Annotated in this window: 13 protein-coding genes; 1 reads left to right on the top strand and 12 read right to left on the bottom strand. The window is 58.7% G+C overall.

What is annotated here, in order from left to right; translation table 11 throughout:
* Positions 1–26: 26 nt before the first annotated feature.
* From MUU53_RS05985 to MUU53_RS06040, 12 genes are all read right to left on the bottom strand, one after another.
* Entirely contained in the window at positions 27–713 is a 687-nt protein-coding gene (locus MUU53_RS05985; protein ID WP_377307319.1) for an ABC transporter ATP-binding protein, read from the bottom strand.
* Positions 710–1,462 (bottom strand): ABC transporter ATP-binding protein, encoded by a 753-nt coding sequence (locus tag MUU53_RS05990; protein ID WP_247260078.1) that lies wholly within the window; start codon positions 1,460–1,462, stop codon positions 710–712. Before MUU53_RS05990 ends, MUU53_RS05985 begins: the two co-directional genes overlap by 4 nt.
* Positions 1,455–2,426 carry a branched-chain amino acid ABC transporter permease gene (locus MUU53_RS05995; RefSeq protein WP_247260079.1) on the bottom strand — a complete coding sequence of 324 codons (972 nt, stop codon included), beginning with the start codon at positions 2,424–2,426 and terminating at the stop codon, positions 1,455–1,457. The genes MUU53_RS05990 and MUU53_RS05995 overlap by 8 nt, the downstream gene beginning before the upstream one ends.
* Before the next feature lie 12 nt (positions 2,427–2,438).
* Positions 2,439–3,359, bottom strand: a complete 921-nt coding sequence (locus MUU53_RS06000; protein ID WP_247260080.1) for a branched-chain amino acid ABC transporter permease — start codon at positions 3,357–3,359, stop codon at positions 2,439–2,441.
* Between the two features lie 13 nt (positions 3,360–3,372).
* Positions 3,373–4,509, bottom strand: coding sequence for an ABC transporter substrate-binding protein (locus tag MUU53_RS06005; protein WP_247260081.1), 1,137 nt, complete (start codon positions 4,507–4,509; stop codon positions 3,373–3,375).
* Between the two features lie 541 nt (positions 4,510–5,050).
* Complete coding sequence (locus MUU53_RS06010; RefSeq protein ID WP_247260082.1) at positions 5,051–5,836, bottom strand: SDR family NAD(P)-dependent oxidoreductase; 786 nt, start codon at positions 5,834–5,836, stop codon at positions 5,051–5,053.
* Positions 5,837–5,838: 2 nt separating this feature from the next.
* A complete protein-coding gene (locus tag MUU53_RS06015) occupies positions 5,839–6,687 on the bottom strand; it encodes a fumarylacetoacetate hydrolase family protein (RefSeq protein WP_247260083.1) in 849 nt (282 codons plus the stop codon).
* Complete coding sequence (locus MUU53_RS06020) at positions 6,687–7,112, bottom strand: cupin domain-containing protein (RefSeq protein ID WP_062556995.1); 426 nt, start codon at positions 7,110–7,112, stop codon at positions 6,687–6,689. Before MUU53_RS06020 ends, MUU53_RS06015 begins: the two co-directional genes overlap by 1 nt.
* 74 nt (positions 7,113–7,186) lie before the next feature.
* Complete coding sequence (locus MUU53_RS06025; protein WP_062557180.1) at positions 7,187–7,582, bottom strand: RidA family protein; 396 nt, start codon at positions 7,580–7,582, stop codon at positions 7,187–7,189.
* The gene (locus MUU53_RS06030) at positions 7,575–7,994 is read right to left on the bottom strand and encodes an acyl-CoA thioesterase (RefSeq protein WP_062556994.1); all 420 of its coding nucleotides are present in this window, start codon (positions 7,992–7,994) and stop codon (positions 7,575–7,577) included. The genes MUU53_RS06025 and MUU53_RS06030 overlap by 8 nt, the downstream gene beginning before the upstream one ends.
* A 16-nt stretch (positions 7,995–8,010) precedes the next feature.
* A complete protein-coding gene (locus MUU53_RS06035) occupies positions 8,011–8,793 on the bottom strand; it encodes an SDR family NAD(P)-dependent oxidoreductase (protein WP_247260084.1) in 783 nt (260 codons plus the stop codon).
* A 6-nt stretch (positions 8,794–8,799) separates the two neighbouring features.
* A complete protein-coding gene (locus MUU53_RS06040) occupies positions 8,800–11,115 on the bottom strand; it encodes a bifunctional salicylyl-CoA 5-hydroxylase/oxidoreductase (RefSeq protein WP_247260085.1) in 2,316 nt (771 codons plus the stop codon).
* 205 nt (positions 11,116–11,320) lie between these two features.
* Between MUU53_RS06040 and MUU53_RS06045 the strand changes: the two genes are divergently transcribed.
* Positions 11,321–11,827, top strand: coding sequence for a MarR family winged helix-turn-helix transcriptional regulator (locus MUU53_RS06045; protein WP_247260086.1), 507 nt, complete (start codon positions 11,321–11,323; stop codon positions 11,825–11,827).
* The last annotated feature ends 80 nt before the right edge of the window (positions 11,828–11,907 follow it).

The following is an 11,907-nucleotide window of genomic DNA, read 5'->3' on the forward strand; positions in this document are numbered from 1 at the left end:
TGATCGGCGGGCCCTTCTTTGTGCCTTCAAACCCCCAGATAACGATCCTGCAGATCCGCAGTCAGCGCGTGCGGCGCGCCGGTCCAGACCGTCTTGCCGTTCTCCAGCACCACGCAGCGGTCGGCCACCGGAAGAAGTTCCGATAACGTCTTGTCCACCACGAGAATGGAAAGGCCGTCTGCTTTAAGCGAGCGGATGGCCCGCCAGATATCCTGTCGGATGACAGGGGCCAGACCTTCTGTCGCCTCGTCGAGGATGAGCAGGCGCGGATTGGTCATCAATGCGCGCCCAACCGCCAGCATCTGCTGTTCACCACCGGAAAGCGACCGCGCAAGCTGGTTTTTCCGCTCTTCGAGCCGGGGAAATAGCTTCGAGATGCGCTCAAGGGTCCACGGCCCCGGCCGCGCCGCCGTAACCAGATTTTCGTATACGGTGAGATTGGGGAAGCAACGTCTTCCTTCCGGCACAAGGCCGATCCCCAGTCTTGCGACCTTGTGTGTCGGCATGGCGCGGGTGGTAACGCCACCAAAAGCTATGTTGCCGTCGCGTGGCGGTACGAGGTTGCAGATTGCCTTGATGGTGGTGGATTTGCCCATGCCGTTGCGCCCCATGAGCGCCACCACCTCGCCCTCTGAAAGCGAAAGATTGACACCGAACAGTGCCTGGCTTGAACCGTAGAAGGCCGTAATCTCCTGAACATCCAGCAGCATCAGGCGTGATCCCCCAGATAAGCGGTACGCACGGTTGGATCGTTTCGGATCTGATCGACCGTGCCTGTCGCGATGATGCGTCCGTAGACGAGAACGGAAATCCGGTCCGCCAGCGCATAAACCGCATCCATGTCGTGCTCCACCAGAAGAATAGGGGCTTCCCGCCGCAAACCATCCAGAAAACGGGTTAGTGTCTTGGAACCTTCAGGTCCCATTCCGGCCATGGGCTCATCCAGCAAGAATGCGCGCACATCGAGTGCCAGTGCAATCGCGATTTCGAGTTGCCGCTTTTCCCCATGGGAAAGTTCGGCAGCCGGAACATGGGCGCGATCGGCGAGACCCACACGAGACAACCGCTCCATTGCGGCCTCTGTGAGGGACTTGTCCTTCAACACAGGTTTGAAGAAGTGGAAGCTGGAGCCTTGCTGTGCCTGCACCGCCAGCATCACGTTGCGCAGCGCGGAAAACTCTCCCGCCAGCGACGAGATCTGAAACGTACGTCCCAGACCGAGACGGGCTCGATCTGCGACACTCAAACTGCTGACATCCTGACCGCCGAGATGGATCGTGCCTTTGTCCTGTTTCAGCGTGCCGCAGATCTGGTGAATGAGCGTCGATTTGCCAGCCCCGTTCGGCCCGATGAGCGCATGGATTTCGCCGGGTCGCAGCGTCAGGCTCACATTGTCTGTCGCCTTCAACGCACCGAAGCTTTTTTCAAGGCCGTTGATTTCAAGAACAGCATTCTCAGCCATGACGTGCCTTTCCGGCCAGAAGACCCATGACCCCGCCCCGCGCGAACAGGACGACGGCGAGCAGAATGAGACCGAGGAAGAACTGCCAGCGCTCGGTCATGCCGCCCAGTACGAATTCCAGGATGACATAGAGAGCGGCACCGGCAAGCGGCCCGAACAGCCGGCCCGTTCCACCCAGAATGATCAGCACGATCAGTTCGCCGGACATGTGCCAGGAGAACATGGACGGGCTGACGAAGCGGTTGAGGTCCGCATAGAGAGCACCGGCGAGCGCGGTGATCATGGCAGACAGCACGAAGGCCGTCAGGCGGATAGGGAAGGGCTTGATGCCGATGGAGGCAACGCGAACATCGTTCTGCCGCACGGCCTGCAAGGCTGCACCGAAGCGGGATGAGCGTATCAGTGAAAACAGGCCAAGCGTCAGCATCAGCAGGCCATAGGCCACCAGGAAAAACTCCATCGGGCGCATGGTGTTCAAGCCGGGAAACCCGTTGCGAACGGCAATCGACAGACCGTCTTCGCCGCCATAGGCAGGCCAGGAGATCGCGAAGTAAAAGATCATCTGCGCGAAGGCGAGCGTAATCATGATGAAGTAGACGCCGGACGTTCTGAGGCTGACGACGCCGATTCCAAGCCCTATGAGACCGGCAAGGACGGCTGCGACCAGCCAGATGACCGGCATGGATTGCGATCCTTCGAAGCCGAACATCATCGGTTCACCGGACAGCGCGTGGGCAGATAGAATGCCTGCGGCATAGCCGCCAATCCCGAAGAAGGCCGCATGACCGAAGGAAACGAGGCCGCCGAGGCCAAGGGCAAGATTGAGCCCGGTTGCGGCAAGTGCCAGAATGGCGATGCGTGTTGCCAGCGTGATGGTGAAGGTCTGGCCTATTTGCAGCGCGATGATGGGCACGGCAAGCAGCGCCAGCGCCATGGCTGCGTTTATTGAAACCTCGCGATTCATCGTCTTATGTCCTCACGCCTGAGCCGGAAAAAGGCCGCGCGGTTTGACTGCCAGAATGAAGGCCATGACCAGATAGATCAGCATGGATGCGATGGCCGCTCCCATGGGCTTGGCATCGGCAGGTGATACGAAAAGGGTCAATATCTGCGGCAGCAGGAAGCGCCCCATCGTATCCACGACGCCAACAGTCAGCGCGCCGACGAAAGCGCCCTTGATGGAGCCTATGCCGCCGATGATGATGACCACGAAAGCGAAGATCAGAACCGGTTCGCCCATGCCCACCTGAACCGACTGGATAGCCCCCACCATGGCACCCGCAAGTCCGGCCAGTGCTGCACCCAGTGCAAAGACCAACGTGTAAAGTGTGCGAATATCGACGCCGAGAGCCGCAATCATTTCGCGGTCACTTTCACCGGCACGAATGCGCATTCCGAGCCGGGTGCGCGAGATCAGCAGGTAGAGACCTCCAGCCACAAGAGCGCCCGTGATGATAATGGCGAGCCGATAGAGTGGATATTGCGCGCCGCCAGGCAGAGAAACAGCGCCTTGCAGAAGTGGTGGTATGTCGAGATAGAGCGGAAATGAACCGAACAGCCAGCGCGTGCCTTCCGAAAAGATCAGGATGAGTGCGTAAGTCGCCAGCACCTGTTCCAGATGGTCCCGATTATAAAGCCTGCGGATGACGGTAATCTCCATCAGGGCACCAGCGCCCGCTGCAAAGGCCAGGCTTGCGGCAAGGCCCAACCAGAACGAACCGGTGGCTGCCGCCACGGCGGCGCAGGCGAATGCGCCGACCATGTAGAGCGAGCCATGGGCCAGATTGATCAGGCCCATGACGCCGAAGACGAGAGTCAGCCCGGCCGCCATCAGAAACAGCATGAAACCGAGCTGAACGCCGTTCAGCAATTGCTCGAGGGCAAGTGCGAAGGTCACAAGTCTGCCCGCCTTACTTCTTGCATTCCTTGGCGTAGGCATCGCTGTGATCGGTGAAGATCTTCTCGACGGTCTTGTTGGTCAGAACGCCGTTTTCCTTTACCACTTCGGTCACATAGATGTCCTGGATCGGGTGACGATTGGTGTTGAACTTGAAGTTGCCGCGTGGCGATTTGATATCGGCCGCATTGAGTGCGGCTGCAAACGCCTTGGCATCCTTCACGCTGGCCTTGGACGAGGCCGAAAGGATCAGTTGCGCCGCATCGAAAGCCTGCACGGCATAGATGGAAGGCAGGCGGCCATATTCCTTTTCAAAGGCTGGTACGAAGGCCTTGTTGGCAGCGTTGTCGAGGTCCTTCACCCACTGGCCGGACGCTTTCACGCCAAGCGCAGCATCGCCAATAGCGGGCAGCACGTCCTGGCTGAAGGAGAAGCCGGGGCCAATGATCGGTGTCTTCACGCCGGATTGCGCATACTGCTTCATGAAGGCGATGCCCATGCCGCCGGGAAGGAAGACGAACACCCCATCGGCACCGGATGCGCGGATCTGGGCGATTTCAGCGGCGTAATCCGTCTGGCCGACCTGAGTATAAACCTCGTTGGCAACAGTGCCCTTGTAGTAGCGCTTGAAGCCGGTCAGCGAATCCTTGCCCGCCGGATAGTTCGGCGCCATGATGAACATCTTCTTGTAGCCTTTGTTGGCATATTCGCCCATGGCTTCGTGAAGATTGTCGTTCTGGTAGGCGGCGTTGAAGTAGAGCGGATCGCACTTGGCACCGGCAAGCGCCGCAGGGGCTGCGTTGGTCGAGACGTAGAACTTGCCCTGCGCCACGACGCCCGGCTGAACGGCCATGAGAAGGTTCGACCAGACGATGCCCGTCAGGACGTCAACATTTTCGCTCTGGATCATCTTGTCGGCAATCTGCACCGCAAGTTCCGGCTTCTGGGCATCATCCTCGGTGACGACGGTAACGTCCTTGCGGCCCGATTGCTTGATAGCGAGCATGAAGCCATCGCGCGTATCGACACCAAGTCCTGCGCCGCCGCCCGACAATGTCGTGATGAGGCCGATCTTGACCGGTTCAGCGGAAGCCATGCAGGCGCTGCCCAGCATCAATGCTGCAGTCGCAGCCAAAAGAGAAGTTTTCATCCGATGCACTCCGTTTTCTGTTGCTGTTCCCGATTATTGTTATTTTTCATTCGGTTCTTTGGAGAACCTTTATGCTCAACTGCGCTCACCAATGCAACCGCCCGGCACTTTGTTGTTTAGCAGGTTGTCACAGGTCATTTCAGACCACAAGAATTATTTTAAGCTTAGAATAAATTCTTGAGCGTTGCTTGCGCCATTAGCGATGAAGCACATGAAAGCTTACCGGGCGTTCCTCCGCCCGGTCGCAAATTCCCGATATTTGGCCATGCGGGCCTTAGGGTGAGGACCCCATCATATTTTTGAAATGGCGCGATGAACGGCAAAAATATGCAAGGAGAAGCACGCATGGATGGGTTCCAGACCCATTCAAGTGCTTCGACACAGTAGATTGAAGCCGTTCACGCGTTCTTCGAATGTGGTCGATCCGGCGAGCTACATCGTTGAAAAGCCTCGCCGATACTTTAGTATCGCCTGCGTTTTTCGCCTCGTATCTCATCCGGATCGCCTCACACCATTTCAACAAGATGATGAGGTCCTCACCCTAGAATATGCCGGTCTCGACGGCGACCCGACGATAGGCGGCACCTGCGGTAAACCCGCCATCAATGACAAAGTCTTCGCCGGTGATGAAAGCGGAGCGCGAGGAGGCGAGAAACAGAACCAGTTCCGCAATCTCCTCCGGAGCGCCCGAGCGCTTCATCGGCGTCATCTCGATCATCGGCTTCAAATGCGGGCTGCTGGCATTGAGACCGGTAACGACGAGGCCGGGGCAAACTGCGTTGACGCGAATGGCCTTGCCCGCCAGTTCCATGGCTGCACTTCTCGTCAGCCCACGCAGGCCCCATTTGCTGGCGGTATAAGCCGGATCGTAATGACCAGAGAACGCGCTGTTGGAGGAAATATTGACGATGGAGCCACCGCCATTTTCCGCCATCAGATCGGTCACGGCACGGATGCCAAGAAAGGCACCGGTGAGGTTGACCTTCAGCAGACGTTCCCAGGCTTCAAGCTCTGTCGAGCCAACCGTCGAGCGATTGATGATCCCGGCATTGTTGACGAGGATATCGAGACGGCCCTGCCATTCGCGGGCAAGGTTGACAACCTTTGCCCAGCTTTCCGGGCTGGTCACGTCATGCGCCATGAACCGTGCCTGATGACCTTCCTCGGTGAGCGTTTTCTCCAAAGCTTCACCTTCCGCCGTCAGCACATCTGCGATGATGACGGCGGCGCCGTGAGACGCGAAGAGTCGGGCTTCCGCCTCACCCTGTCCGCGCGCGCCACCGGTGACAATCGCCAGTTTGCCAGCAAGTTCTCCCTGTGACGTCATGGTCAGGCCCTCGATTCGACAGTGGTCTGCTTTTGTTCGCCAAGGCCCTCAATGCCAAGCGTCATGACCTGACCGGCTCTCAGGAACACCGGTTCCGGTTTGATACCCATGCCAACGCCCGGAGGTGTTCCAGTCGCGATGATATCGCCCGGCTCCAGTGTCATGAACTGGCTGATATAGCTGACGAGATGGGCGACACCGAAGATCATCGTATTCGTATTGCCGGTCTGGCGGCGCACGCCATCCACATCCAGCCACAGCGACAGGTTTTGCGGGTCTGGCACCTCGTCGCGCGTCACCAGCCATGGGCCGATCGGGCCGAAGGTGTCGTGGCTCTTGCCCTTAGTCCATTGCCCGCCACGCTCTGACTGGAAGGCGCGCTCAGAAACATCATTGACGACGCAATAGCCCGCCACGTGGCTGAGCGCTTCAGCCTCAGTCACGTATTTTGCACGGGTCCCGATCACGACGCCGAGTTCCACCTCCCAGTCGGTCTTCAACGACCCGCGCGGGATTTCCACATCGTCATTCGGACCGACGACGGCATTCGTCGCCTTCATGAACAAGATCGGCTCTTCCGGTGGTGCCTTGCCGGTTTCCTTTGCGTGGTCGGCATAGTTCAGGCCGACGCAGATGAACTTGCCCGGACGGCTGACACAGGCGCCGATGCGCTGCGGGTCAACCACCGGCAGGGTCGAGAGACCGATCTGACGGAGGCGGTCGAGTGATGCGTCCGACAGCGCCTCTCCACCGAGATCGCTGAGGATGCCGGAGAGATCGCGGATCTTGCCCTCGGCGTCGAGAATGGCAGGCTTTTCGGCGCCTGCCGGTCCATGGCGAAGGAGTTTCATCAGGCCCGCCGATATCCAACCAGAACACTGTCATCCACATCTGGCAGATTGACCACGATGTTATCCGGCGTGCGGGTTGTGAGCCACACCAGTTCCTCGGTCGTGGACATATTGACCTCAATATGCGGCCAGTTCGGCGGCACAAAGATGAAGTCGCCTTCTTCCATGTCGATGAATTCCTGCCAGTTCTCGCCGAAATAGATGCGGCCCTTTCCCTTCAGCACATAGCCGCCGGTTTCGGCTTCGCCATGGTGGTGTGGATAGGAGCGGTAGCCCGGCTCGTTGGAAACCTTGCCGAACCAGATCTTGGTCGCCGGGGTGTGCTGCGGGCTGACGCCGGAAATACGCACACATCCGCCGGACTGGCCGGTTCCGGTATCTTCCTGACCCTTGCGGGTCACGACGGGCATAACCTTGTTGCTCATGAAATCCTCCTCTAGAACCTGTATAGATGGCTAGATGTCTAGATAACTAGACATCCTCTGAGTGACCTTGGTGCTCAATCCGGCACGACGGCCAGCGCCTGGATCTCGATCTTGGCGCGGTCTTCCATCAGCGCGACAACCTGCACGGCGGCCATGGGCGGGAAGTGGCGTCCGATGATCTCGCGATAGACGGCGCCGATCTCTTTCATGCGCGTCTTGTAGGCTTCGCGATCCGTGAAATACCAGGTCATCTGGATCAGGTGTTCCGGCTTGGCATCTGCGGCCGAGAGAACACTGACGATATTCAGCAGCGTCTGCCGCACCTGCTCGACAAAATCGTCGGAATGAAACTCGCACTGCTCATCCCAGCCGATCTGACCGCCCACCTGAACGATGCGCCCACGGGCGCTGATGCCGTTGGAATAGCCAATCGGCTTGGCCCAGCCTTCCGGCTGGATTATTTCATGCATCATGGGAAGGCTCCAGGTAACGGGTCAGTCCGGCCCTGACATCGTCGGGCCATGGATGAGATTTGTGATCTTCAAGCGAAGTCATCACGATGCGCTGACGCACCGTCCAGATGATGTCGCCGCGGACGGTAACGATAGTTTCAAGGTCCAGTGAGGCGCGGCCAATGGCGCGCACATGCACGGCAAAATCCAGCACGTCGCCATAGACGGCGGGCTTCTTGAATTCGAGGTTCAGCGTCACGGTCGGCAAGCCGAGCTTGCGCTCGAACATGATTTCTTTCCATGTCACTCCGAAGGAGGCGAACATTGCCTCGTTTACATCGACCAACATGGAAAGATAGGCCGGGTGATAGGCGATTCCGGTCAGGTCGCAGTCGCCGAACCGCATTGGCTTCGAGATTGTAAAAGGCATGCTTCCTCCCTGTGGCTCAGCCGGACAAGACTTCGCCGCCCGCCACCGCAATGGCCTGGCCGTTGATGGATTGCGACAGGGGCAGCGCGAGCCACGCGACTGTCTCGGCCACTTCTTCCGGCGTGACCAGGCGTCCCTGCGGATTGCTCTTTGTGAACTCGGTCAGCGCCTGCTCTGGCGTGCGCCCTGTCTTGGCGACGATCTCTTCGATGGAACGGGCAATGATCGGCGTATCGGTAAAGCCGGGGCAGACGGCGTTGACCGTGATACCCTTCTTCGCCAGTTCCAGCGCAAGCGCCCGCGTCAGACCCACAACGCCGTGCTTTGCCGCGCAATAGGCCGAGACGTAAGCATAGCCGGTCAGGCCTGCGGTGGAGGCAATGTTGATGATGCGCGCGCCTGCGCCATGGGCTTTCAAATCGGGCAGGACCGCTTGCGTGACGTTGAATACGCCGGTCAGATCGACATTCAGAACCTTCGACCAAAGCTCCAGCCCCGTCTTTTCGAAGGGTGCGCTTGGGGCTTCGCCAGCATTGTTGACGAGAATGGTAACCGGTCCGAAGGCTTCACGTGCCTGCGCAAGCCCGCTTTCAATGGCCTTTGGATCGGTGACATCGAAACCCGAGGCAACCAAAATCCGCTCGTTTCCAAGCCCTTCCGCCAGTGCCTGTAGCGGCTCCCGGCGGCGACCGGCAATCGTCAGTCTTGCGCCGCCCTCATGCAGGCGGCGGGCGATGGCAGCGCCTATTCCGCTTCCAGCGCCGGTGACCAATACGTGTCTGTTTTCAATGCCAGCCATAGCGGATCACTTCGCCGGTGCCGCAGCGCGTTCGAGACCGGATTCGTACTGGTACTTGCCGGACATGTACTGCTTCGGCCACGGTACATCCTTCAAGCCAATCTTTGCGGCCTCGTGCAAGGCCCAGGCCGGATCAGCCAGATGTGGACGGGCCACGGCGCAGAGATCGGCGCGTCCTGCGGCAATGATGGAATTGGCATGGTCGGCTTCGGAGATTGCGCCCACGGCGATGGTCGGTATGCCGATCTCGTTGCGGATCTTGTCGGAGAACGGCGTCTGGAACAGGCGGCCATAAACCGGCTTCTCTTCCTTCGATACCTGACCGGAGGAGCAATCGATGAGATCGGCACCGGCCTCCTTGAATATTTCCGCGAAGATCGCCGCATCTTCCGGCGTATTTCCACCGTCGGCCCAGTCGTGGCAGGACAGGCGGACGGAGATCGGCTTATTCTGAGGCCAGATCTCGCGAATGGCTTTGAACACTTCCAGTGGATAGCGCACGCGGTTTTCGTGACTGCCGCCATATTCGTCTTCGCGCCGATTGGTCAGCGGTGAGAGGAAGGAAGACATCAGGTATCCGTGGGCGGCGTGGAACTCCAACCAGTCTGCCCCGGCTTCTGCAGCCCGCTTTGTGGCGGCAACAAAGTCTGCCTTCACGCGGTCCATGTCGGTACGATCCATCGCCTTCGGCACCTGGCTGTGCTTCAGATAGGGCAGGGCGGAGGCTGACAGAAGTGGCCACGCGCCTTCGTCCAGCGGCTGATCTATGCCTTCCCAGGCGAGCTTGGTCGCACCCTTGCGGCCTGCATGGCCGAGCTGGATGCCGACCTTGGCGGCGCTGTTGTTATGGACGAAATCGACGAAGCGCTTCCAGCCAGCCGTCTGCTCATCGCTCCAGAGACCAAGGCATCCGGGTGTGATGCGGGCATCGGGCGAAACGCAGGTCATTTCCGCAAAGATGAGGCCAGCACCGCCAAGGGCACGGCTTCCCAGGTGAACGAGATGGAAATCGTCCAGCATGCCATCCTTCGCGGAATACATGGCCATGGGCGAGACAACGATGCGGTTTGGCAAGGTCACGTCACGCAGGCGGTAGGGCGTGAACATGGGCGGCAGGCAGCGTTCACCTTCCTGGACATTCAAGCCCTGCTTGGCGGCGAACCAACGCTCATAGCCCTCCAGCCAGGTTTTGTCGCGCAGGCGAAGGTTCTCGTGGCTGATCCGCTGCGAACGGGTCAGCATCGAATACATGAACTGCTCCGGTTCCAGCGTATCGGCATAACGCGTCCCAACGACTTCGAACCATTCCATGGCGTTGCGGGCAGCGTTCTGGATGCGGGCAACATCGACCCGGCGGATTTCCTCATACGCTGTCAGGACGGCTGGAATGTTCTCCTTGCCATGTCCGAGCTTCTGGAACTGGTTGGTCAGCTCAATCGCATCGTCGATTGCAAGCTTGGTGCCGGAGCCGATGGCGAAATGCGCCGTATGTGCGGCGTCGCCCATCAGCACCACATGGCTGTTGCCGTTGAAGTGGCTCCATTTGCCGCAAATCAGCCGCTGAAAGTTCAGCCATGCTGAACCCCGCATATGCCGGGCATTCGTCATCAGGGATGAACCTTCCAGCGTTTCGGCGAAAAGGTCATCGCAGAACTTGATCGACTCGTCCTGCGACATCTCACCAAGCTTGTGGGCCTGATAGGCTTCTTCTGTCGTCTCGATGATAAACGTCGAGGTCTTGTCGTCAAACTTGTAGATATGCGCCTGAAACCAACCGTGATCCGTCTTGCGGAAATCGAAGGTGAAGGCGTCGAAAAGCTTGTTGGTGCCAAGCCAGATGTAGCGATTGGGACGAACCACGAGATCTGGCTGGAAGACGTCCGAATATTTGGCTCGAATGCGCGAGTTCACGCCATCGGAGGCAATGACGAGGTCGGCATCCGGAAAATCCAGATCGCTTTCGGCCTCGGTCTCGAATTGTAGATTGACGCTGAGCGCTTCGCAGCGAGCCTGCAGAATGTTCAAAAGCTTGCGGCGGCCAATGCCGACAAAGCCATGGCCGCTGGTGCGCTGACGCGTGCCCTTGAACAGAACCTCGATGTCGTCCCAATGGTTGAAGGCATCCTGGATTTCGCCAGCGCTTTCCGGATCCCAATGCCGCATGGACTGCATGGTCTGATCCGAAAAGACAACGCCCCAGCCGAAGGTATCATAGGGGCGGTTGCGCTCCACCACCGTCACGTCGTGTTCCGGATGGAATTTCTTCATGAGAAGGCCGAAATAGAGGCCAGCCGGACCTCCGCCGATGCAGACAATCTTCATTGCCGTTCCCTTCATTGTTGACGCAAGTTCATGCGCGCCAATTATTTTAAGATTAAAATATTTGACATTCGAGCATTGTCAACTGGAAAAATCGGAGGCTTTTCCGGCATCTTTCAGACACCTCGATTTGCTTGAATCTTGAATGATCAAGCTTGACATCGGCATCATTCATCAGCACTCCGATAGGACGGGGCAGAGGAATCGCATGTTGAATGATATCGAGGCGATTGTTGCGGATACGCAGGAAGGCAAGAAGCTGGAACTGCGGTTGTGGCTGCGTCTGCTTTCCACCACCCGCCTCGTGTCTCAGGAAATTCGCCGCCGGCTCAGGCTGGAGTTCAACAGCACGCTGCCGCAGTTCGACGTGCTCTCCCAGCTTTACCGTCAACCCGATGGCCTGCGTCTGGGTGAGCTTTCCCAACTGACCATGGTCACGAACGGCAACATCACGGCCCTTGTCGAGCGGCTTGAAGCGGATGGGATGTTGGTTCGCGAAAGACTGGGGCAGGATCGGCGTGTGACCGTTGCGAAGCTGACGCCGCGCGGCCGTGAGATCTTCAGCCGCATGGCGCAGGCGCATGAGGCCTGGCTGAAAGAGTTGATGGTGGATGTGGACCCGATCGTTTTGGCCGGTTTGCTGACGCATGTCGGTCAGGTCAAGAATTCCACCATCCGGCACATGAGCCGTGGCGAACTCGAAGACGCCGAGTAGTTCGTCACACATCACTTGAACATGCCATCCGATCAGAGACTGCTGCGCGAAGCCAGGATGGCGGCTCGTTCGCGTCGCCG

The sequence above is a fragment of the Affinirhizobium lemnae genome, from assembly GCF_022968395.1.
GTDB lineage: Bacteria > Pseudomonadota > Alphaproteobacteria > Rhizobiales > Rhizobiaceae > Neorhizobium > Neorhizobium lemnae.

Coding starts and splice junctions, on each gene's coding strand:
- MUU53_RS05990 (WP_247260078.1), bottom strand. CDS start 1,462: ATGGCTGAGAATGCTGTTCTTGAAATCAACGGCCTTGAAAAAAGCTTC.
- MUU53_RS05995 (WP_247260079.1), bottom strand. CDS start 2,426: ATGAATCGCGAGGTTTCAATAAACGCAGCCATGGCGCTGGCGCTGCTT.
- MUU53_RS06005 (WP_247260081.1), bottom strand. CDS start 4,509: ATGAAAACTTCTCTTTTGGCTGCGACTGCAGCATTGATGCTGGGCAGC.
- MUU53_RS06010 (WP_247260082.1), bottom strand. CDS start 5,836: ATGACGTCACAGGGAGAACTTGCTGGCAAACTGGCGATTGTCACCGGT.
- MUU53_RS06015 (WP_247260083.1), bottom strand. CDS start 6,687: ATGAAACTCCTTCGCCATGGACCGGCAGGCGCCGAAAAGCCTGCCATT.
- MUU53_RS06020 (WP_062556995.1), bottom strand. CDS start 7,112: ATGAGCAACAAGGTTATGCCCGTCGTGACCCGCAAGGGTCAGGAAGAT.
- MUU53_RS06025 (WP_062557180.1), bottom strand. CDS start 7,582: ATGCATGAAATAATCCAGCCGGAAGGCTGGGCCAAGCCGATTGGCTAT.
- MUU53_RS06030 (WP_062556994.1), bottom strand. CDS start 7,994: ATGCCTTTTACAATCTCGAAGCCAATGCGGTTCGGCGACTGCGACCTG.
- MUU53_RS06035 (WP_247260084.1), bottom strand. CDS start 8,793: ATGGCTGGCATTGAAAACAGACACGTATTGGTCACCGGCGCTGGAAGC.
- MUU53_RS06040 (WP_247260085.1), bottom strand. CDS start 11,115: ATGAAGATTGTCTGCATCGGCGGAGGTCCGGCTGGCCTCTATTTCGGC.
- MUU53_RS06045 (WP_247260086.1), top strand. CDS start 11,321: ATGTTGAATGATATCGAGGCGATTGTTGCGGATACGCAGGAAGGCAAG.